Source organism: Flavobacterium sp., assembly GCF_036515215.1.
Classification (GTDB): domain Bacteria; phylum Bacteroidota; class Bacteroidia; order Flavobacteriales; family Flavobacteriaceae; genus Flavobacterium.
Genome location: NZ_DATBVQ010000047.1, coordinates 1 through 21,480, shown reverse-complemented (window position 1 = coordinate 21,480; position 21,480 = coordinate 1). Strand labels below are relative to the sequence as shown.

The 21,480-nt window shown below is 38.3% G+C and carries 21 protein-coding genes; 12 read left to right on the top strand and 9 right to left on the bottom strand.

Annotated elements, in window-relative coordinates:
- The 4 genes from VIH09_RS03660 to recG all read right to left on the bottom strand — a co-directional run.
- Positions 1-242 (bottom strand): efflux RND transporter permease subunit (locus VIH09_RS03660; RefSeq protein WP_331577995.1); only part of this gene is annotated, 242 nt, incomplete at its 3' end.
- 45 nt (positions 243-287) lie between these two features.
- The gene (locus VIH09_RS03655) at positions 288-1,346 is read right to left on the bottom strand and encodes an efflux RND transporter periplasmic adaptor subunit (RefSeq protein ID WP_331577993.1); all 1,059 of its coding nucleotides are present in this window, start codon (positions 1,344-1,346) and stop codon (positions 288-290) included.
- Positions 1,347-1,752: 406 nt separating this feature from the next.
- Positions 1,753-2,634: a hypothetical protein gene (locus VIH09_RS03650; RefSeq protein ID WP_331577991.1), complete on the bottom strand. Its 882-nt coding sequence runs from the start codon at positions 2,632-2,634 to the stop codon at positions 1,753-1,755.
- 297 nt (positions 2,635-2,931) lie between these two features.
- Positions 2,932-5,037 carry an ATP-dependent DNA helicase RecG gene (recG, locus tag VIH09_RS03645; RefSeq protein ID WP_331577989.1) on the bottom strand — a complete coding sequence of 702 codons (2,106 nt, stop codon included), beginning with the start codon at positions 5,035-5,037 and terminating at the stop codon, positions 2,932-2,934.
- 174 nt (positions 5,038-5,211) lie between these two features.
- On the opposite strand from recG, the gene VIH09_RS03640 reads away from it, so the two are divergent.
- From VIH09_RS03640 to VIH09_RS03610, 7 genes are all read left to right on the top strand, one after another.
- Positions 5,212-5,679, top strand: coding sequence for a DUF2059 domain-containing protein (locus VIH09_RS03640; RefSeq protein ID WP_331577987.1), 468 nt, complete (start codon positions 5,212-5,214; stop codon positions 5,677-5,679).
- Entirely contained in the window at positions 5,676-6,170 is a 495-nt protein-coding gene (locus VIH09_RS03635; protein ID WP_331577985.1) for a TlpA disulfide reductase family protein, read from the top strand. Before VIH09_RS03640 ends, VIH09_RS03635 begins: the two co-directional genes overlap by 4 nt.
- A 39-nt stretch (positions 6,171-6,209) precedes the next feature.
- Positions 6,210-6,839, top strand: coding sequence for a hypothetical protein (locus tag VIH09_RS03630; RefSeq protein WP_331577983.1), 630 nt, complete (start codon positions 6,210-6,212; stop codon positions 6,837-6,839).
- A 287-nt stretch (positions 6,840-7,126) separates the two neighbouring features.
- Positions 7,127-7,678, top strand: coding sequence for a zinc ribbon domain-containing protein (locus VIH09_RS03625; protein WP_331577981.1), 552 nt, complete (start codon positions 7,127-7,129; stop codon positions 7,676-7,678).
- Between the two features lie 172 nt (positions 7,679-7,850).
- Entirely contained in the window at positions 7,851-8,396 is a 546-nt protein-coding gene (locus tag VIH09_RS03620; protein ID WP_331577979.1) for a DUF1697 domain-containing protein, read from the top strand.
- Between the two features lie 66 nt (positions 8,397-8,462).
- Positions 8,463-8,891 carry a hypothetical protein gene (locus tag VIH09_RS03615; RefSeq protein ID WP_331577977.1) on the top strand — a complete coding sequence of 143 codons (429 nt, stop codon included), beginning with the start codon at positions 8,463-8,465 and terminating at the stop codon, positions 8,889-8,891.
- A 59-nt stretch (positions 8,892-8,950) separates the two neighbouring features.
- On the top strand, positions 8,951-10,435 hold the full coding sequence (locus tag VIH09_RS03610; RefSeq protein WP_331577975.1) for an aminopeptidase P N-terminal domain-containing protein: 1,485 nt from the start codon (positions 8,951-8,953) through the stop codon (positions 10,433-10,435).
- Positions 10,436-10,495: 60 nt separating this feature from the next.
- On the opposite strand, the gene VIH09_RS03605 is transcribed toward VIH09_RS03610, so the two are convergent.
- Positions 10,496-11,233 carry a diphthine--ammonia ligase gene (locus VIH09_RS03605; protein ID WP_331577973.1) on the bottom strand — a complete coding sequence of 246 codons (738 nt, stop codon included), beginning with the start codon at positions 11,231-11,233 and terminating at the stop codon, positions 10,496-10,498.
- A 102-nt stretch (positions 11,234-11,335) separates the two neighbouring features.
- On the opposite strand from VIH09_RS03605, the gene VIH09_RS03600 reads away from it, so the two are divergent.
- Positions 11,336-13,399 carry a M1 family metallopeptidase gene (locus VIH09_RS03600; protein WP_331577971.1) on the top strand — a complete coding sequence of 688 codons (2,064 nt, stop codon included), beginning with the start codon at positions 11,336-11,338 and terminating at the stop codon, positions 13,397-13,399.
- 4 nt (positions 13,400-13,403) lie between these two features.
- Here VIH09_RS03600 and VIH09_RS03595 read toward each other — a convergent pair whose 3' ends face one another.
- Entirely contained in the window at positions 13,404-13,925 is a 522-nt protein-coding gene (locus tag VIH09_RS03595) for a hypothetical protein (RefSeq protein ID WP_331577969.1), read from the bottom strand.
- A gap of 156 nt (positions 13,926-14,081) precedes the next feature.
- Between VIH09_RS03595 and VIH09_RS03590 the strand changes: the two genes are divergently transcribed.
- From VIH09_RS03590 to VIH09_RS03580, 3 genes are all read left to right on the top strand, one after another.
- On the top strand, positions 14,082-14,852 hold the full coding sequence (locus tag VIH09_RS03590; protein WP_331577967.1) for a sulfite exporter TauE/SafE family protein: 771 nt from the start codon (positions 14,082-14,084) through the stop codon (positions 14,850-14,852).
- 121 nt (positions 14,853-14,973) lie between these two features.
- Positions 14,974-17,307, top strand: a complete 2,334-nt coding sequence (locus VIH09_RS03585) for an ATP-dependent helicase (protein ID WP_331577965.1) — start codon at positions 14,974-14,976, stop codon at positions 17,305-17,307.
- An 83-nt stretch (positions 17,308-17,390) separates the two neighbouring features.
- A complete protein-coding gene (locus VIH09_RS03580; protein WP_331577963.1) occupies positions 17,391-18,011 on the top strand; it encodes an L-threonylcarbamoyladenylate synthase in 621 nt (206 codons plus the stop codon).
- Positions 18,012-18,094: 83 nt separating this feature from the next.
- On the opposite strand, the gene VIH09_RS03575 is transcribed toward VIH09_RS03580, so the two are convergent.
- The 3 genes from VIH09_RS03575 to VIH09_RS03565 form a co-directional block, all read right to left on the bottom strand.
- On the bottom strand, positions 18,095-18,928 hold the full coding sequence (locus VIH09_RS03575) for an OmpA/MotB family protein (protein WP_331577961.1): 834 nt from the start codon (positions 18,926-18,928) through the stop codon (positions 18,095-18,097).
- A gap of 72 nt (positions 18,929-19,000) precedes the next feature.
- Positions 19,001-19,987 carry a glycosyltransferase family 2 protein gene (locus VIH09_RS03570; protein WP_331577959.1) on the bottom strand — a complete coding sequence of 329 codons (987 nt, stop codon included), beginning with the start codon at positions 19,985-19,987 and terminating at the stop codon, positions 19,001-19,003.
- A gap of 9 nt (positions 19,988-19,996) precedes the next feature.
- Positions 19,997-20,443: a type I restriction enzyme HsdR N-terminal domain-containing protein gene (locus VIH09_RS03565; protein ID WP_331577957.1), complete on the bottom strand. Its 447-nt coding sequence runs from the start codon at positions 20,441-20,443 to the stop codon at positions 19,997-19,999.
- A 76-nt stretch (positions 20,444-20,519) separates the two neighbouring features.
- Between VIH09_RS03565 and holA the strand changes: the two genes are divergently transcribed.
- Positions 20,520-21,480: DNA polymerase III subunit delta (gene holA / locus VIH09_RS03560; protein ID WP_331577955.1), on the top strand; the 961-nt coding region annotated here is incomplete at its 3' end.

Below are 21,480 nucleotides of genomic sequence, written 5' to 3'. Positions count from 1 at the left end.
GTAATGTTCCTAATTCCGTCAATGGAATTGATCGCTTTTTCTAGCGGTTCCGTTATTTGGGATTCGATAATGTCTGAATTGGCACCAGTGTAATTTGTCCGAATGGAAACCTGTGCTGGATCAATGGAAGGAAATTCCCGAACACCCAGGTAGGTATATCCTATAATCCCGAACAAAACAATTGTTAAGTTCATAACAATGGTCATTACGGGTCTTCTAATACTTAATGTAGATAAACTCATTTAAAATTTTGATTTTCTATTGCTATTATGAATCTGATCTGGAATTTATTTAACTGTCACCTTCACGGGTACATCATTTTTTAAGGACATAACGCCAGTCGTGATTACGGTATCACCAGCTTTCAATCCAGATAAAATCAATAAGGAGGCATCCGTTCTCGTTGCAGTTTCCACCATGATTTCTTTAGCTTTACCCATATCGGAAATAAAAACTTTTTTACCGTTTTGTATTGGAATTACAGCTTGACTAGGAACAACTATGGCATCTTTAATCACATCTAAAGGTAATTCCACATTTGCAAAAGTTCCCGGCAATAATTTACCGTCTTTATTATCAGCAATTGCGCGAACTTGTAATGTCCTTGTCGTGATTTCTATGGTTGGTTCAATGGCATAGACTGTGGCGGTATATGTATCAGTTGATCCCGCTACCGTAAAACGTATTGTAGTGTTTTTTTTAACTTGAGTTGCGTACTTCTCAGGTATGGAAAAAGTAATTTTTAGTTTTCCGATGTTCACCAAATTCGCCACTAAAACTGCCGGTGTGATATACGTTCCCTTTGAAATGGCGCGCAAACCGATTCTTCCTGAAAATGGGGCCCTTACCGCCGTTTTTGCAATTTGGGCCTTGATCAATTGACTTTGGGCACGGGTAGAAGCGTGTTCGGCTCTTGCCATATCATACTCCTCTTGGCTGATAGCTTCTTTTTGCAACAAAAGTCTTGCTCTTCTTTCGTTCTCGGATGCTAAACTTTCTTTAGTATTTGCTTGACTCAACTGCGCCCTTAACTCGCTGTCGTTAACCTTAAAGAGCAATTGTCCCTTGCTGACGTTACTTCCCTCTTGAAAATTAATGCTTTCCACTATTCCGGATACTTCTGAGCGAATTTCCACTTGCTCATTGGCCTCAATTGAACCAGAAAGCGATAAATTGTTGTCAAAGGTTTGCGGTTGTACCACAATTCCTGACAAGCGCATCGCTTTAGGCTTTCCATTTTTATCTTTACCGGCATTTGAATCGCCCTTGTTTTCAACAATTCGGTACGTGATAAAAGCGCCGAAACCGACAATCAGTAAAGTGTATATAAAGTGTTTCGTTTTCATGGTTATGGGGTAAAGTAGGATTAAGTATCTATAATTTTATGTTAAAAAAACAAATTTAGGTTTTAGAATTCGGAATACGCAAGACGTTAATTTTTATTTAACGTTTGTACATACAAATATTTTCGAACAACATGGACTAAAGCCTTATCCTTCCCTATTAAAGGCTTTTAACACTCTGTTCCCCCAGATTTGAATAACATCGTAGACACTTGACGATTGTAAACGTCCTAACTGGAAACAGATGGTTGGACCTTAAAAGTGGATAAAGGTTTAAAATGAAAGCAAAAAAAAATCCGTCGTATTGGAAAACATAAAATGCATTTTTTAGCGATTTATAATAAGCGGAAATTGTGTCCATAAAAAAAGAGAGCATTTGCTCTCTTTTTATTTTGCGGATATATTCTTGCTAATTGCAAATTAAACCTTCAATCTCATCCACAGCCACACCGGTTCCTTTCGCTGACCAGCCACCAGTAATCACATCTCCTGAATTAGATGAATTCCATATAATGTTGATTGTTATGGTTTCGCAGGCTTCAACGCTACCTTCGACAGTAACAACTCGATTTGAACTTCCTCCAGGAGTTTTTTGACTGGCGGTAAAATTTCCACCAACTACTGTAACCACTGCATCTGCACCAGTGAAGTTGGTAAGACCGCCCTGAATTTTCAAATCAGATATTGCTTCTTTTGAGGTAAAAGTGTATTCCGCTTCGCGAGAAGTTCCGCAAGAAATCGCTTTTCCTGTAAAGGTGTTGTCACATAGGTCAGTGCACAAGCCTACCAGATTGTAATTTACGTCAAAAACGCCCTGTGGGCCATTTCCTGAAACCTGTAGTTTTAAATTAACTGCATCACAAGCTTGCCAACCATCTGCTAGAGGATAAGAGTAGGTTCCCCATGTATACGGTTCCGCTTTAATTTCTGTCTCAACGTCATCTATCACAAGATCAGAAAAACCCTCTGTGCTTAATACTTGCAACACAAAGTGGGTTTTGGTATTGAAATATTTGATGTATATTGTTTTTGACTTGTCTGCTCCCCATGTAACGATCTGTTCGTCAGTTTTTTCAAAATAAATTTGACTGTCCTTTGCAATGCAATTGTCGTCACAATTTAGATAAGGATTTAAAACATAACCGGAACTCGGAATAACAACTGGAGTAACTGAAGTTTTTGTTGCCGTTAGCTTCCTAGCTGAGTTAGCTTCAGCATTAACATCCAGTGGTTCATTGCTGCAACTTACCACCGATATAGCAATCGCAAGGGTTAAAATAATTTTCTTCATTTGGAGTGATTTTTAGTTAATTACAAGATTATTCGCATTGATTTATAGCAAATATTAATATTATTTTTCAATCTTCATGTAGGATTAGTAATATAAACGATTAAGTTAAAATTTTAACGTTTAAATGCTTGTTTTTAGACCGTTAGTTGTGCATTCACCTTTAATTTAACAAAATAGATGGTGTATTTGTATTACAGCGGTCTAAAAAAGGCATATTCCGCAAGCGCGCTGTTATTTTAGCTGTGCCAGTCAGGGAGAGGTATTAAAACAGTAAGAGGAATGGGGATTGCGGTAGGTTTAACTGATGTAATTCCAGATGTTTTTCTTCTTGGTCAATTCGATGTACACCGCTCTTAGGGTAGCGTGTTCGGGTTTCTGGAGAGGTGCATCCTCTTTCAGTATTTTTAGGGCATGGTTTCTGGCTAAGGCCAAAATGTCCCTGTCGCGCACGATATCTGCAATCTGGAGGTTCAGCACGCCGCTTTGTTGGGTTCCCATCAGGTTTCCGGGACCACGAAGTTTGAGGTCGACTTCAGCGATTTCAAAACCGTCATTCGTGCCCACCATGGTTTCCATCCTTGTTTTACTGTCAGAGCTCAATTTGTGGCTCGTCATCAGGATGCAATAACTCTGGTCGGCGCCACGACCCACACGGCCGCGCAATTGGTGGAGTTGCGAAAGCCCAAAGCGTTCCGCACTTTCTATAATCATCACCGAGGCATTAGGTACATTAACGCCTACTTCAATAACCGTAGTTGCGACCATAATGTTGGTTTTACCTTCCGAAAAGCGTTTCATCTCCGCGTCTTTATCCGCGGGTTTCATCTTTCCGTGCAGTATGGAAATGGAATATTGAGGCAACGGGAAATCACGAGAAATGCTCTCGTAACCGTCCATTAAATCTTTGAAATCCATTTTCTCCGATTCCTGGATCAACGGATAGACAATGTAAATCTGCCGCCCGATGGCAATCTCGTCCCGAAGGAATTTCCAAACTTTAAGTCGGTTGGAGTCAAAACGATGCACGGTTTGGATGGGTTTTCTCCCCGGAGGCAATTCGTCAATCACTGAGATGTCGAGATCGCCATACAAGCTCATCGCCAGTGTTCTTGGAATGGGCGTTGCCGTCATCACCAGAACGTGCGGCGGAATCGTGTTCTTTTTCCACAGTTTGGAACGTTGCTCGACACCAAAACGGTGTTGCTCGTCAATGACCGCCAGTCCCAAATTATTGAATTTCACCTTGTCTTCCAGCAGGGCATGTGTTCCGATAAGGATTTGCAAGCTTCCGTCCTCCAGTTCTTCATGTATGATTCTTCGTGCTGCAGTTTTACTTGAGCCAGTCAGTAGTTTGATGTTTATGTTCAGCTCATTAGCGAGTTCTGACAATCCGATAAAGTGCTGGTTTGCCAGGATTTCCGTGGGCGCCATAAGACAGGCCTGAAAGCCATTATCGATCGCGAGTAACATGCTCATAAAAGCCACGATGGTTTTTCCCGAACCCACATCGCCCTGAAGCAATCGGTTCATTTGGGCATTGGTGCCCATGTCTGTCCGTATTTCTTTTATAACCCTTTTTTGTGCGCCAGTGAGTTCAAAAGGCAAGTGGTTTTGGTAAAATTCATTGAAATTTTCGCCCACTTTCGTGAAAGGATGACCTTTTATCTTGTGTTTCTGAACGAGGTTTTTAGTGATCAGCTGCAACTGGATAAAGAACAATTCCTCAAAAACCAAACGGAATTTGGCTTTAGCCAAGGCCTCCGCACTTTTGGGAAAATGGATGTTGAAAAGAGCAGCTTTTTTCGGAATCAGCTGCAATTCGGCAATCAGGTAATCGGGCAGGGTTTCGGTAAACAAGTTTTGCGTTTCCAGGAACAGCTGCTGCATCATTTTGTTGACCACCCGATTTGAAATCCCTCGGTTGGTCAGGGTTTCAGTAGAAGGATAAACGGGTTGCATGGCGGAACGCAAACTCTGTTCGTGTTCGCTCAGCAACTCGATTTCAGGATGCGACATGTTGTAGGTTCCGTTAAAGGAAGTGCATTTCCCGAAAATCACGCTGACTTCGTTTATTTTTAAGGATTCACGAATCCACTTGTGTCCCTGAAACCAAACCAGTTCCATCTGTCCCGTATCATCGACAAATGTGGCGACCAGGCGTTTTCTACCTTTACCGAACTCCACCGTTTTGACATTGATGATCTTGCCGATAATCTGAACCTCGGCCACATTATTTTGCAACTCGTTGATTTTGTAATAACGGGTACGGTCAATATAACGGTTGGGGTAAAAATTGATCAAGTCCTTGTACTTATGTATCCCCAATTCCTTGCGCAGCAATTCGCCCCGACTGGGACCAACGCCTTTCAAGTATTCAATGGGAGTAAGCAGTGGGTTGTTCATTATGATTTATTGGACAAGGATGACACGGATTTGCAAAAGCAAAAACGCAGATTAAAACGGATTTTTATTTTGATGAAGCGAAGATAGTTTTTTGTTTGGCAATTTGGAAACGAGATTGTTTGAAAGTTATGTAAGAAAAAGAAGTATATTTGAGTTTAATTTTTAATTTATAAAATGAATAAATTTTCAATAATACTTGGGTTTTGCTTGATTTTCAGCTATGGGTTTTCGCAATCGTCATTAAAAAACGAAAATATAAAACAATTATTAGAGTTAACAGGTTCTGGGAGAATTGGTACACAAGTAGCACAAAATATAATTTCTAGTTTTAAAACATCATTTCCCAACGTTCCTGAGGAATATTGGGATAATTGCATGAAAGAAATGGATGCAGATGCTATAATAAGTTTAATAATACCTATATATGATAAGTACTATTCAGATGAAGAAATCCAACAATTAACAGCATTTTATCAATCAGAAATTGGAAAAAAAATCATTAAAACCATGCCAATTATAGTAAAAGAATCCATGGAAGTTGGTAAAACTTGGGGAATGCAAATAGGTGAAAAAGTGATGAATGATTTGGAGGAAAAAGGATTTGTAAAAAAACAAGAAAATTATAAAAACAATATTGAATGAAAAAAACACTATTACTCTTAGCATTTTTGTTTGTTTTAAATGCTTTCTCGCAAGAAAAAAAAATGTGGGCGAAATCAATTATTAATCAAAAAGCACCAAAAATCACCGTTGAAGAATGGCTTTCTGATAAGCCTAATACAAAAGGAAAATTTGTATTAATAGATTTTTGGGCGACTTGGTGTGGCCCATGTAAAAGAGCAATTCCAGAATTAAACAAGTTTAAAACAGAATTTGAAAATGATCTAGTAGTAATAGGTATTAGCGATGAAACAAAAGAGGAAGTAAATAAACTTATTAATCCTAAAATTGAGTATTATAGCGCAATTGATACCAATAGAAAAATGTATAATTTTCTAGAGATATCTGCTATTCCACATTGTATTTTAATAGATCCTGATGGAATTATACGTTGGGAAGGTTATCCAATATTAAGAGGATATGAGCTAACATCTGAAGTTATAAAAGAAATTATTGAGAAATATAAACAATAAAATATTAAATTTAAAACTCACTTCACAAGAACCATTAATATGAATAAAACAACTATTCTATTTATTTTTTTGATCTCAATTTCCGTTTACGGTCAGGATTTTGAAGGTAGAATTGAATATAAATTATCATATTATCAAAAGGATAGTAAAGCGCTTATTGATTCTCCTGAAATTATAAAATTACTGGGAGATACATCTATATTTATAAGCAAGAAAGGATTTTACAAACAAATTACGAACTCTGAATATATGGCTTTTCAACTTTATGACCCTGAAGAAAATAGATTGTACTTTAAGAGCGAAATAGAATCAGATACTTTATTTTATATAGTCGGATCAAAAATAAAAAACACGAAGTTTGAGTATGAAATTATTAAAAACGCCGATATTATCTTGGGACATGTCTGTGATAAATTAAGTGTTAGGGACACTATAGGACAACAAGACTATTATTTTGCAAATGATTTAAAAGTAAGTCCAGAATATTTTCAAAATTTTACCGCTTTTAATAAAAATAAAATTACTGATATTATGAAATCGGTATTTCTTAGAGTTGATTATTCCTTTATTACTTTTATTGCAAGAATGGAAGCTATTACTATTTTGGAAACTAAAGAAAAAGATGAAGACTTTGTTTTACCTCCACATAAAATTTTAATCGAAATGTGATTTTGTGTATTGAAATTTATTCGATTTTCTAACAAAGGAATTTAGGATTGTCTAATCAATAGGTGGTAGCTATTTCTTTGAAATACAGATTGAAGTAGCTTTCAAACAAATAAAAAAAAGGCGCAAAATTTAAAGAGCTTATTTTTCAATCAATATTCTAATTTTTTACATTTTTGCAAAAGCAAAAAACAGATTTAGACAATTAAAAACAAAACGATGATATTCTATAAAATTGAAAATTATGGGCTTTAAAAAAACACAGTAAAAAAAAACAAAAAAATAAATTTATGAAAAACGTATGTTCAAATTGTGAGGCAGAAAATGAAATGAGTTCAAAGTATTGTTCCATTTGTGGCTACAAATTGCCAATTGTTGAAAATCATAATATAGAAATTGAAATTGAACAGAAAAAAATAAGCAAACCAGTGAAAAAATGGAACTGGAAAGCAGCTTTAGGTTTCATAGTTGCTTTCATTGCCATGTTTTTTATTACGCAATCTTTTTTCAAACCATCAATAGATAGGCAACTTGTGCAGATTGCAAACGAATTGAACAAAAATTGCCCAATGAATGTTGATCAGTATACCACTTTAAAAAATGCTGTTCCATTGCCAAATAGCACCTTACAATATAATTATACCTTAGTCGAAGTGACAAAAGCAGAAATAGAAATTGACACGGTAAAGAAATATGTTTTTCCGGGACTTTTAGAAAATGCGAAAAGCAGCCCGCAAATGAAATATTTCAGGGATAATAAAGTTACTTTGAATTACAGTTACACGGATAAAAATGGAGTTTTTGTAACGGAGTATACTATAAGCCCTGAAATGTATGAATAGAAAGAAAGCGTGTCAGGTTTTGTAATTGAAATAAAAGGGATTCCCAGTTGGCTGAAGTTAACGAATTCGATTTTTAAACTTGAGATCCATAACTTTATTTTCAAATTTAATAAAATTGTAAATTATACCACAAACGCAATACCTTTGGAATAATTAATAAAAGCTTAAAAAAATGACAACTCATCTCGCACTCCTTCGTGGCATCAATGTTTCCGGACACAACATGATGAAAATGGACCTATTGAAAACGACCTTGGAGAAAATTGGATTCACAAACGTGGAAACCTATATTCAGTCAGGAAATGTTTTCGTGGATACCGAGGAAGAAAATGCCGCCAAAGTGGGGTTTATAATCAAGCAGGAAATTTTTAAAGTCTTTGGCCATGATGTGCCTACAATCATTTTGGGTATAGTTGACTTACAAAAATGTTTTACGAACAACCCTTTTTTGAAAGAAAAAGAATTGGACATAAAAAAAATATATGTTGCCTTCGTTTCGAAAGAGTTGCGCTCTGAAAACATGAATGATTTGAAGATTAGCCAGTTCAAACCTGATGAAGCCCAAATAGACGGAAACAGGATTTTTATAAAGTATGCTGTGGGAGCCGGGAAAACGAGACTGGACCAGAAATACATTGAGAAAAAACTGAATCTCACCGCAACGATCAGGAACTGGAATACGGTGACGCAGTTGCTGAAAATGTACGAGGAGCGATAAATGAATTGAATGGCGGCAAGATTTGCCACGAAATAGGGTCTTTTAGTAAATCTAAACGCTAAAAAAATGAAAAAATCAAATGTCCTTTGTGCTTTGCTGGTGCTTTTTTGTTCTTGTTCCAGTGACAACTTAGAATCAATTTCAACGGATTATCAAGGCAAATGGGAATTGTATAAAATGTCTGGAAGGATTGCAGACTCCGAAACCATGGGGACTGCAATGGAATGGCAAGAATATTACTCCTTCAATCCTGATGGCAGTTTCATCAAATCCAGAACCAGGAACGGTATTAAAACAGAAATATCGGGCAGCTATACGATTTCGAGGCTGCAAGACGAATCTTTTTTTGAGTTGAGCTACAAGACTGATAGTGAAATTATAGGTGGTTGCTACGGTAACAACAAGGAAGAACTTCATATTCTTCCTAACGCTACATTGTCAAGTACGTGGAAAAACTGTGACGGTCCCGGACTGGAATATAAAAAATCGAACTAAGAGCCCTTAAACGGCAATATTCATAATGACTCTTTCATGTTAATCTAAAAGTAAAAAATATGTCTTTAAAACTTTCCTTTATTATCAGCCTATTATTTGCTTCATTTGCAATAGCACAAACCGGAGCACCCACAGATTATTTGTCTTCCCAATTCCATAAGGAAAGAAGGGATGCGCTCCGCAACAAAATGCCCAATAATAGCGTGGCGGTGTTTTTTGGGAATCCCGTTCGCAACCGTGCCAATGATGTAGATTATGTATACCATCAGGATCCCGACTTTTATTACCTAACGGGATATAAAGAGCCCAATTCAGTTTTAGTTGTTTTTTCAAACAACCAAACGAATAAAGAGGGGAAGACCTACAACGAAATATTATATGTCCAAGAGAAAAATCCGCAAGCGGAGCAATGGACCGGAATGCGTTTGGGTATAGAAGGAGCCAAAAAGGATTTGGGTTTTGAGGTCGCCTTAAACGGGAAAGACTTTTTGAACTCGGGCATTGATTACTCCAGTTTTTCTGCCGTGCATTTCAAGAATTTCAATGATGATTATAGAAATTCAAAGCGTGATGGCGCCGATTTGTTCAAATTGGTAGCCGCTTTTAAAACGCAAATTGGATACGACCAAAAGGAAACGCCACAAATGGATTCAAAAATACAAAAGGAGTTGAATCTTAAAAAAAACCTCACCACCAAGAAATCGATTCTGGACACCAAATCCATTAACACTTATATGGCCAGTTTGCGGGAGAAAAAGACCAAGGAAGAAATGGTGCTGCTTACCAAAGCGGTTCGCATCTCGGCCATGGGACAACGCGAAATCATGAAAGCGATGCATCCCGGAATGTCAGAAACCGAAATTCAGGGCGTTCATGAGTTTGTCTATAAAAAGTACGGCAGCGAGTTTGAAGGCTATCCTTCCATCGTTGGGGCCGGGAACAACGGTTGCGTATTGCATTATATCGAAAATAGTAAAACGACAGTGGATAACGAATTGGTTTTGATGGATTTAGGCGCGGAATACCACGGTTATACTGCCGATGTGACTCGCACCATTCCTGCAAACGGTAAATTTTCCCCAGAGCAAAAATTGATATATGATTTGGTTTATCAAGCACAAGAAGCCGGAATAGAAGCAGCAAAAATTGGAAGAACTTTTAAATCCACTGATGTAATTGCTCGTAAAGTAATCTATGACGGTTTAATAAAATTGGGAATTGCTGATTCTGATGAGGAAGCCGCAAAATTTTTCCCACATGGGTTGGGGCACCATATAGGATTGGACGTTCATGATCCAGGTTTATACAATTTGATAGAAGCTAATATGGTCATCACGATAGAACCGGGAATTTATATTCCTAAAGGAAGCGATTGCGATGAAAAATGGTGGGGAATTGCCGTGCGTATCGAAGATGACATTTTGATTACGGCAAACGGCCCGGTAAATTTATCTGCAGAAGCACCGAGAAAATCATCGGAAATTGAAGCGCTGATGAAAGAAAAAAGTGTTTTAGATGCTTTTTTATTGCCCAATTTAGATTAATGTTTTATTTTTAGAATATAAAAAAAGCTCCGAAATTATCGTTTCGGAGCTTTTTGTTTATTATGTGTTAATTAAGTCACAGTACCAAAACCCATAATCAAACGCATCGGAGGCGCTGGTGTCACAAGCTGTATCTGATGAATCTTCTTTTTCGTGTCTTTCGTATTTTCGGTATACGATTTCTCCAATTTCAAAATCAATCGGTTTGGAGAAGATTGGGCCGTCATAGGTAAAGGTATGAAACTCCCCGTTTTCGCCGCATACATCCACGTTTTCAGGCAAATCATTGATGAAATCCTGATCAATCACCCGACCCACAAAGCTTTTGTCGAGATACCGCTCGTTTACGCACACTACGATCGTTTTAAAGCCAAGAGCGATGAATTCTTGTATCAAATCCAATGTTGGCACTTTCCATAGCGGAAAAACGCCCTCAAAGCCTATTTTGGCCAGTTTGTCTTCGCGGTACTTACGCAAATCTTCCAGGAAGATGTCGCCGAAAACGGAATGTGTTACTCCCTGCTCTTTGAGTTTGCCCAACGTTTTATTCATGACTTCCTCGTAGACTTCCATCGTGGGCATTTCGGGGATTTGCATAATCTCCAGCGGCAGCCCGATGCATTTTGCTTGTTGCTGAAGCAATTCTATTCTAACGCCGTGCATCGAGACGCGTTGAAACTGTTGGTTGACACTAGTAAGCAAACAGCTGATTTCAAACTCGGGATCTTGTAAAATTTTATATAGCGCTAAAGCAGAATCTTTTCCGCTGCTCCAGTTAAATAAGGCTTTCTTTTTCAATGTAATTGTGTTGTTTTTTCTCGAGGCAAACTTACAAAATATGTTCAGTTTGTTTACGAAACCTTTGTAACTTTGAAAAATTGACACCTTATATTTTTAAGAATGAAATACTTTTTATTATTTATTTCCTCATTTGCGATCGCACAACAAACTCAATCAGTAGATTTCAAATCGGGTAATGGCCGAATAACAATTAATGCTGCCGAAAAATCAGTTTCAGGTTCCGTTAGTTATTGGTTTGAAGTATTAAAACCGATCGACACCATTAAAATTGATGCGCAAAACATGGAGTTTTCTGAAGTGGAACTAAATCAAAAAGAGTTGCATTTCAGCACGGATGGCAAACAGCTTTTATTAATTTATCCTTTCAAAAAAGGAAAAAACAATGTCAGCTTCAATTACATGGCGAAACCTAAACAAACGATGTATTTCGTGGGCTCAGAAGAAAAAGACAATTTGCAAATCTGGACGCAGGGGCAAGGGAAATACACCAGCAACTGGTTTCCGAGTTTTGATGACGTTAACGAAAAAGTGATTTTCAACATGGAAGTTGTTTACGATGCTAAATATGATGTAGTTTCAAATGGAGTATTGAAACAAAAAGTGGTAGCTGATGAGGTCGCTTATTGGAAATATGAAATGGAAAAACCAATGAGTTCTTATTTGCTGATGGTTGCCATCGGAAAATATGACATACACGTGCAAAAATCAAAGTGTGGAACCCCGTTGGAACTGTATTTGGAAAACAAAGACGCCGTCAAATTTGAACCCACCTACCGTTATTCGTCACAAATATTTGATTTTTTGGAAAAAGAAATAGGAGTGAAGTACCCTTGGGAAGTATACAAACAAATTCCGGTTCGGGATTTCTTGTACGCGGGAATGGAAAACACTTCGGCAACGCTATTTGCCAGCAGGTATATCGTGGATTCGACGGGCTTTGAGGATCGCAATTACACTAATGTCAATGCGCACGAATTAGCCCACCAATGGTTTGGCAACTTAATCACCGCAGAGAGCGGGAAACACCATTGGCTGCAGGAAGGTTTCGCTACTTATTACGCCTTGTTGGCGGAACGCGAAATTTACGGTGATGATTATTTTTATTCAAAATTATACCAATCGGCACAACAGATAAAATACGCTTCGAGAACTGATTCGATTCCGGTTTTGAATGCCAAAGCCAGTTCGTTGAGCTTTTATCAAAAAGGGGCTTGGGCGCTATTTGTATTGCATGACGCATTAGGGGATACGGCATTTAAAAAAGCGGTACGCAGTTATTTGAAAAAGTATGCGTTTCAAAACGTGACAACAGAAAACTTCTTTGATGAAATCAAGAAGGTGTCGGATTACGACTTGGACAAATTCAGTAAAGCGTGGCTTGAGTCAACGGAATTTAACGACCAAACAGCCAGCGCCTTACTGGTTAAAAACAAAATGATTCGGTTGTTGTTTGAGGTGGAGAAATTGAAGAAAAAACCGTTGGCTGAAAAGGACGTTTTCTTCGAAAAAGTAATGCAAGCGGATGCTTATTTTACGGTTAAAGAGGCTATTATTGACCAACTAAAAAACGAAAATTTTGCAGCCAAGAAACAATTGTTGCATTTTGCCTTGGCGACAAATGATGTACAAGTGCGGCAGGAAGTGGCTGGCTCATTAGCTGATATTCCAGAAGATTTCAGGGAAGAATACGAGACGCTGTTGAACGATAAGTCATATCAAACACAAGAAACGGCCCTGTATAATTTGTGGAACAATTTTCCCGAATTTAGGGTTAAATATCTAGAAGAATCCAAAAATTGGATTGGCTTCAACGATTATAATCTAAGGACGTTATGGCTGTCATTGGCCTTGTCGACGCCAGATTATTCAACAAACAATGGCGCTTTAATTGAGGAATTGATCAATTATTCGTCCATCAATTACGAGGCTATCACAAGACAAAACGCCTTGACGAAACTCATCGCTTTTCAGTTAGTAAACGATACGGTTTTGCGAAATCTGGTCGGAGCCACAACGCATCATATGTGGCAGTTTTCTAAATTTGGAAGAGACAACATTCGGGTTCTATTGAAAAATTCCGAAATGAGAACTTCCTTTGAGCACATTTTACCTGATTTGAATGAAAAGGAGCAGTTTCAATTGGATCGGCTGTTGAAAGAATAACGGTCTACCACAATTGGCCTACTTCGTTTTTTATAAAGGCAAGTGCTGCGCTGCTCGGAGATGGTTTTTCCAATAAATCACTGATAATAACTTCCCGCAGGCTATTGGCATCGGTCACTTTTTCATTTTTTGCCGCCAAACGAACCATTTGTATGGTCGCATTTTTGGCCGTTACAATAATGGACCAGCATTCATCTGAGATGTAGATCTGTTGTGTCATATTATGCTCAAACTCCTGCTCGATCTGGGCGATTACAAAATTTCGGTATTCGTTTTTGTCCTCGGAAAGAGGTGTGATTCTAACCAACAATTGAGAAGGATTGATGCGTTCCATGAATAAAGCCATTCTTTCGTATGCCTGTAATCGCAGCGGTAAAGTTGCTGCCTGATTGTCTTTTTGAAGCAACCATCGTCTCGTGTTTTGTTGGTCTTTAAAATGGGAATTGAATAGTAAATAAGCGACAGCTCCAGTTATTAGTGAAGGAAGCGTATAGGCGATTATTTCTGTTATAGTGGTTGAATCCATTGCGATATAAATTTTGAGTAGCAAAAATATGCTTTTTGATGAGAAATCCACTTCGATTGTATTGTAATAAATAAATGGAATGGTATTTTTACGAATTATATTGGGGAATGTGGTTCATTTTTGAGTTTATCGGTTTTAATTTTTTTCGAACAGTCAATGGAGTCTTATATCATTATTTTGCTTTGCGTAGCGGCTTTCGGGGCCGGATTTATTGATGCCATCGTGGGCGGCGGCGGACTGATCCAAACGCCGGCCGGGCTTATTTTACTGCCTAATCTGCCTGTTTCGACCGTTATCGGTACTTTGAAAATCCCCGCCTTCAGCGGAACCTCCTTTGCTGCCTATCAATACCTCAAAAAGGTAACCATGAATTGGAAGCTATTGCTAATTATGATGGTCTTGGCTTTGCCTTCCGCTTTTTTGGGCTCGACTTTGTTGACCTATATGAGCAACGATTTCATGAAACCCTTATTGCTTTTTATCCTTTCGCTTTTGGCGATATATACCTACGCCAAGAAAAATTTTGGACAGCATGTCGAGAAAAACATTTCTGAAAGAACCCAAATTTTCAACGCTATCGGTATCAGTTTCATTGTTGGTTTTTATGACGGTTTTATTGGTCCTGGCACTGGAAGTTTCTTGGTCGTCGCTTTCATCGCCTTGATGGGCTTTGACTTCTTGCACGCTTCCGCAAATGCCAAAATGGTGAATCTGGCGACTAATTTTGGGTCGATATGCCTATTTGTTTTAAAAGGAAAGATTATATGGGCAATAGCGGTTCCCATGGCGGTTTGCAATGCCATTGGCGGGTTTGTTGGGGCAAAATTGGCCATTTCGAAGGGGAATAATTTTATTCGGATTTTCTTTTTGGTTGTCGTGGTGGGGACCTTGCTTCGGTTTGCCTATGATGTTTTTTGGAACAAATGATTTTATTTGAAAAGTATTACCATTTCCTGACTTTTTTCCTAAAAGTGCGTTTTTAAAACTTTTATCACATCGAACTTTATTAACTCTTAAATTCTTATTTTTGCATAAATAGAAAATTCCCATGCAGAAATACATTGCCCAACTTAACGAAGCACAACGCGAACCCGTATTACAGAAAGACGGGCCAATGATTATTATAGCTGGTGCCGGTTCAGGAAAAACACGTGTGTTGACTATACGAATTGCCTATTTGATGCACCAGGGAGTGGACGCGTTCAACATTTTATCACTAACCTTTACCAATAAGGCAGCGCGTGAAATGAAAAAGCGTATTTCGGACATTGTGGGTTCCAGTGAAGCCAAAAACCTATGGATGGGAACTTTTCACTCGGTTTTTGCCAGAATTCTGCGTTCCGAAGCGTCTCTTTTGGGCTATCCCTCAAATTTCACCATTTATGATTCTCAGGATTCCCTTCGCGCTATTTCTGGAATCATCAAGGAAATGCAGTTGGACAGGGATGTCTATAAGCCCAAGCAGGTATTGAGCAGAATTTCGAATTTTAAAAATAGTCTGATTACCGTAAAAGCCTATTTTAACGATCCTGATTTGCAGGAAGCGGATGCCATGTCCAAAAAGCCTCGTATGGGTGAACTGTACCAGAAATATGTAGAAAGATGTTTCAAGTCGGGCGCGATGGATTTTGACGATTTGTTGCTTAAAACCAATGAATTGTTGACCCGTTTTCCGGAGGTGTTGGCGAAATACCAAAACCGTTTTCGTTATATTTTGGTGGATGAGTACCAGGATACCAATCACTCACAATATTTGATTGTTAGGGCCTTATCCGATAAGTTCCAGAATATATGCGTGGTGGGGGATGATGCGCAAAGTATCTATGCCTTCCGTGGCGCCAATATCAATAACATCCTGAATTTCCAAAAGGATTATGAGGGCGTGAAAACATTTAGACTCGAGCAAAATTATCGCTCGACAAAAAATATCGTCGAAGCGGCCAACACCATTATCGACAAAAACAAAACCAAACTGGACAAAATTGTCTGGACTGCCAATGATTTCGGTCCAAAGATAAAAGTGCACCGCAGCATGACCGATGCCGAAGAGGGACGTTTTGTTGCCAGTACCATTTTCGAACAAAAGATGCAAAACCAAATGAACAATGGTCAATTTGCGATTCTATACCGCACCAACGCGCAATCGCGCTCGATGGAGGACGCGCTGAGGAAGCGTGACATTCCGTATCGAATTTACGGAGGCTTGTCCTTTTATCAAAGGAAAGAAATCAAGGATGTACTGTGTTATTTGCGATTGGTTATCAATCCAAAAGATGAGGAAGCATTGATGCGAGTTATTAATTACCCTGCTCGGGGTATTGGTAATACCACTATCGAAAAATTATTGGTTGCCGCCAATCATTACAAGCGTTCTATCTTTGAGGTAATGCAAAATATTGACAAAATTGACTTGAAATTGAATTCTGGAACCAAACAAAAGCTCCTTGATTTTGTTACCATGATCCAGAGTTTTCAGGTGATAAACGAAAACCAGGATGCTTTTTATATAACGGATCACGTTTCCAAGAAAACGGGCTTGGTACAGGAACTTAAGAAAGATGCCACTCCCGAGGGAATGGCCAAAGTTCAAAACATAGAAGAGTTGTTAAACGGTATCAAGGATTTTACCGAAGGCCAAAAAGAAATTGACGGAGCGCGAGGCGCCTTATCAGAATTTATGGAAGATGTGGCATTGGCAACGGACTTAGACAAAGACACCAGCGATGAAGACCGCGTGGCTTTGATGACGATCCACTTGGCCAAAGGGCTGGAATTTCCTCATGTTTTCGTGGTGGGTATGGAAGAGGATTTGTTTCCTTCCGCGATGAGCATGAGTACGAGAAGCGAATTGGAGGAAGAGCGACGACTGTTTTATGTTGCTTTGACGCGTGCGGAGCATCAGGCTTATTTGACGTATGCGCAATCCCGTTACCGCTGGGGTAAATTGACCGATAGCGAACCTTCCCGTTTTATTGAGGAGATTGACCCGCAATATCTGGAATATCTTACGCCCGCAGAAAATAATTACCGCTACAAACCGATGATTGACAGCGACATTTTTGGCGATGTCGATAAATCAAAATTGCGTCTGGCAAAACCGGCCAATGGCACGCCACCAAAACATAGCGTTAATGGTGAGCCAAAATCGGATATAAATGTGCGGAAATTGAAGCCTATATCGGAGAAATCTTCTTCGGGAAATGCTAATTTATTTGATAATCAACTGGTAGCCGGAAATGTAGTGATGCATGAACGCTTCGGTAAAGGACAGGTGCTGAACCTGGAAGGAGGAGGCGCGGATAAGAAAGCTGAAATCAAATTTGAAGTTGGCGGAATCAAGAAATTATTGTTGCGTTTTGCAAAGTTGGATATTATCGGGTAAAAAAAGTTTAAAGTTTAAGGTTTTAAGTTGTTGCAAAACTACAAAACCTGAAATTTTAAACCTGAAACTTTAAACTAAAAAATATGGCTCAATTTATTAAAATATATCCTGACAAGCCCAGTGAGGCTGCTATTGCCAAAGTGGTAAAGGTGCTGAAAGACGGCGGTTTGGTTATTTACCCAACTGATACAGTTTACGGATTGGGATGCGACATCACAAATACAAAGGCTTTGGAACGTATTGCCAAAATAAAGGGAATAAAGCTCGATAAGGCCAATTTTTCGTTTGTTTGCCATGATTTGAGCAACATATCCGATTACGTTAAGCAAATTGATACCGCCACTTTTAAAATATTGAAAAGAGCCTTGCCGGGGCCTTACACTTTTATTTTGCCGGGAAATAACAGTTTGCCTAAGGAATTCAAGAAAAAAACAACAGTGGGAATACGTGTACCGGATAATTCCATTGCATTAGAGATTGTACGACAATTAGGAAACCCAATCGTTTCGACCTCGATCCACGATGACGATGATGTAATAGAATATACAACTGATCCGGAGTTGATTTTCGAGAAATGGCAGAACCTTGTTGATATGGTTATAGATGGCGGTTACGGCGATAATGTGGGTTCAACCATTATTGATTTATCGGGAGACGAACCTGAAGTAATAAGAGAAGGTAAAGGAAGTCTGGACATTCTTTAGAAAGTGCTTAGTATTCAATATAAAACAAAAAAAACGTCTCGAATATCGAGACGTTTTTATTTATATCAAAATGAAGTTAAAAACTATTGTTTTTGTTTTTTCATTTCTTTTTCAATCATATCGTAGAATTGATCGATTTTAGGCAATACAACAATACGAGTTCTTCTGTTACGAGCTCTGTTTTCAGCAGAATCATTCGCAACTAAAGGAATGTAAGAACTTCTTCCCGCAGCTATCAATTGCGCCGGATTCACTTTCAATTCATTTGTCAATACTCTAATGATAGAAGTAGAACGTTTCACACTTAAATCCCAGTTGTCAAGTAAAACACCGTTTCCAATGTAAGGAACGCTATCAGTATGTCCTTCAACCATACATTCAAAATCAGGCTTGTCGTTAACCACTTTAGCCACTTTAGCTAAAACACCTTTTGCTTTGTCAGAAACAACGTAGCTTCCTGTTTTGAATAACAACTTATCAGCGATTGAGATAAATACAACTCCTTTTTCAACATTAATTTCAATATCCGGATCATTAAATCCTACTGAACTTTTTAAACTAGTTACTAAAGCAAGTGTAACACTGTCTTTTTTAGTTAATGCATCTTGCATTCTAGTAATTTTCAAATCTTTCTCTTTGATTGATTCTAATGCTTTTTCTATATTATCGGCACCTTTGGAAGTCAAGATAGTCATGTCTTTGGAAGTGTTGATAAGAGTCTGGTTATGCTCTTTTAAACCTTCTACCGCAGCGGTAAGGCCTGCTTTCTCTTCTAAACATGAGTTTAATTTTACTGTACAAGTATTCAGTAAATCTTGTGTCTCCTTGTTTCTGGCTTCTAAATCAGTGTATTTCTTTTTGGAAACACAAGAGGTTAAAAGTGCTAAAACCGATAATGCAATTACAATTTTTTTCATAGATTTTTTTGTTAGGTTCAATGCAAAGTTAGTTTTTAATGATTAGATATTTGGTATAATTTATTGTTAAAATCACTTAACAAATACCTTGCCACCATTAATGTAGTAGCTGCAAACGATACTTTTGGTATTATAGTATTTTTTCAGTTGAAATCCCCCTCTTTTTTTGTAAGTGTTTGAAAACAAACCATAAAAAGAAGCGTGTGCTTTCAAAACAGCAATGAAATGAATAAAATTTCCTTGAAAAATAAATTGAATTCCCGCGATTCCGTCTAACAGCATGCGCTGTAGCAGAACGGAATATAACGTTTCCTTTGGTAAATTTTTGGTTAACATTAACAATGAATTTCTGAAATTCAAGAAGGTTTTCTTTGGATTGCCTTGCTGTAAGGTTGCGCCTCCCACATGATAGACCACCGATTTATGGTTGTATTTTATTTTGTATCCTTGATTGAAAGCACGCCAGCACAAATCGATCTCTTCCTGATGGGCAAAAAAATCATCGTCAAAACCGTTCAATTCCTTATAAAAGGAACTGCGTATAAAAAAGCAAGCACCCGATGCCCAGAATATCTCCCGGTCATCATCATACTGGCCTTCGTCTTTTTCTATTGTGTCAAAAATACGTCCGCGGCAATATGGATAACCGTATTTATCGATGAAGCCGCCTGCAGCTCCGGCATATTCAAAGTAGTCTTTATTTTTGAAGTCCAATATTTTAGGTTGGATGATGGCTGTTTCAGGTTCTTTTTCGAAAGTTTCGATGATGGGTAGCAGCCAATTTTCGGTTACCTCGATATCTGAATTGACTAAAGCGTAGATTTCGGCATCAATGTGCTTCAGGGCCTCATTGTATCCGTGCGCAAAACCGAAGTTATTGTCGTTTCTTACAATTTCCACCGTTGGAAAATTAGCCATCACAAACGAAATGGAATCATCCGTGGAGGCATTGTCGGCAAGGTAGACGGTCGCTTCATGCGAAAACTGCAGAATGGAAGGCAAAAACTGCTCCAATAAAGTAACTCCATTCCAATTGAGGATAACGACTGCTATTTTCATTTTGTTTATTTAAGTAGTGTAATTTGGAAGTTCCGCAAGAAACTGATATTTTTCATTTTCAAAATCCATTTGGCAAAAATAATGATCCAAGCCATTGGTCACCATCAAAAATTGAGCATCCAGGGTCATGTTGTAACGTGCGATCTGGTCAAATGCGGCTTGTGCAATTTTTATTTCAGGAGCCTTACATTCAATCAGGATATAAATGGAACCGTCAGGATTATAAACCACCACATCATATCTTTTGCGCAATCCGTTGACTTTTAGAACCTTTTCAACGTTTATATGAGATTTCGGGTAGTTTTTTTCTTCTAATAAAAACCGTACGACATGCTGGCGAACCCATTCTTCCGGTGTTAGAACGATAAATTTTTTCCTGATTTCATCAAAAATAGCCACTTTATTTTCGCTATTTTTGAATCGAAAAGAATAAGAATAAAAATTTAGTTTTTGCATGAAGCAAAAATAGTTATTTAGTTTAAAGTTTAACAAGTTGCGACAAACTTTAAACTTTAGGCTTTAAACCAAAAATATGGACGAGGTTATAAAGATTTTAAATAACATAAAAGGCGGAAACATCAAGCCGATTTACTTCTTGATGGGAGAAGAAGCCTATTACATCGACATCATATCTGATTATATTGAGAAAAACGTGCTTTCTGAGGAAGAAAAAGGGTTCAACCAGACCGTATTATATGGTAGGGATGTGTCAGTTGAAGACATAGTTTCGACGGCCAAACGGTACCCTATGATGGCGGAACGGCAGGTGGTGATCGTCAAAGAGGCCCAAGATCTCAGTCGCACCATCGACAAACTCGAGAGTTATGCCGAAAATCCGATGCTGACTACCGTTTTGGTCATTTGCTATAAATACAAAACGCTGGACAAACGAAAAAAAACGACCAAATTATTGGCAAAGTCGGGGCTTGTTTACGAAAGTAAAAAACTGTACGAAAATCAGGTTGGAGACTGGATAAAACGCATATTGGCGGGTAAAAAATATACCATCGAGCCTAAAGCCAACGCTATGTTGGTCGAATTTTTAGGCAACAATTTGGGAAAAATAAACAATGAACTCGAGAAACTGCAAATTGTCTTGCCCAAAGGAAGTGTAATCACAGCAAAAGACATCGAGGAAAACATAGGGTTCAGCAAGGATTTCAATGTGTTCGAATTAAGAAAGGCGATAGGGGAGCGCAACCAACTCAAAGCGTATACTATTGCTGAGAATTTCGCCAATAACCCAAAAGAAAATCCAATGGTGGTTACCACGAGTTTGGTTTTCGGTTTCTTTATACAATTGCTCAAATACCATGGACTAAAAGACAGGAACCCTAAGAATGTCGCTGCCGTTATAGGCGTTAATCCTTTTTTTATGAAAGAATATGACGTTGCCCTAAAGAATTACCCAATGAAAAAGGTTAGCCAGATTGTGGCTTCCCTAAGGGATATAGACGTAAAAAGCAAAGGGGTCGGGGCAAATGCGATGTCAA

Coding starts and splice junctions, on each gene's coding strand:
- VIH09_RS03595 (WP_331577969.1), bottom strand. CDS start 13,925: ATGGATTCAACCACTATAACAGAAATAATCGCCTATACGCTTCCTTCA.
- VIH09_RS03575 (WP_331577961.1), bottom strand. CDS start 18,928: ATGAAAAAAATTGTAATTGCATTATCGGTTTTAGCACTTTTAACCTCT.
- VIH09_RS03570 (WP_331577959.1), bottom strand. CDS start 19,987: ATGAAAATAGCAGTCGTTATCCTCAATTGGAATGGAGTTACTTTATTG.
- recG (WP_331577989.1), bottom strand. CDS start 5,037: ATGAACAACCCACTGCTTACTCCCATTGAATACTTGAAAGGCGTTGGT.
- VIH09_RS03640 (WP_331577987.1), top strand. CDS start 5,212: ATGAATAAATTTTCAATAATACTTGGGTTTTGCTTGATTTTCAGCTAT.
- VIH09_RS03590 (WP_331577967.1), top strand. CDS start 14,082: ATGGAGTCTTATATCATTATTTTGCTTTGCGTAGCGGCTTTCGGGGCC.
- VIH09_RS03620 (WP_331577979.1), top strand. CDS start 7,851: ATGACAACTCATCTCGCACTCCTTCGTGGCATCAATGTTTCCGGACAC.
- VIH09_RS03630 (WP_331577983.1), top strand. CDS start 6,210: ATGAATAAAACAACTATTCTATTTATTTTTTTGATCTCAATTTCCGTT.
- VIH09_RS03655 (WP_331577993.1), bottom strand. CDS start 1,346: ATGAAAACGAAACACTTTATATACACTTTACTGATTGTCGGTTTCGGC.
- VIH09_RS03580 (WP_331577963.1), top strand. CDS start 17,391: ATGGCTCAATTTATTAAAATATATCCTGACAAGCCCAGTGAGGCTGCT.
- VIH09_RS03650 (WP_331577991.1), bottom strand. CDS start 2,634: ATGAAGAAAATTATTTTAACCCTTGCGATTGCTATATCGGTGGTAAGT.
- VIH09_RS03565 (WP_331577957.1), bottom strand. CDS start 20,443: ATGCAAAAACTAAATTTTTATTCTTATTCTTTTCGATTCAAAAATAGC.
- VIH09_RS03610 (WP_331577975.1), top strand. CDS start 8,951: ATGTCTTTAAAACTTTCCTTTATTATCAGCCTATTATTTGCTTCATTT.
- VIH09_RS03600 (WP_331577971.1), top strand. CDS start 11,336: ATGAAATACTTTTTATTATTTATTTCCTCATTTGCGATCGCACAACAA.
- VIH09_RS03615 (WP_331577977.1), top strand. CDS start 8,463: ATGAAAAAATCAAATGTCCTTTGTGCTTTGCTGGTGCTTTTTTGTTCT.
- VIH09_RS03635 (WP_331577985.1), top strand. CDS start 5,676: ATGAAAAAAACACTATTACTCTTAGCATTTTTGTTTGTTTTAAATGCT.
- VIH09_RS03585 (WP_331577965.1), top strand. CDS start 14,974: ATGCAGAAATACATTGCCCAACTTAACGAAGCACAACGCGAACCCGTA.
- VIH09_RS03625 (WP_331577981.1), top strand. CDS start 7,127: ATGAAAAACGTATGTTCAAATTGTGAGGCAGAAAATGAAATGAGTTCA.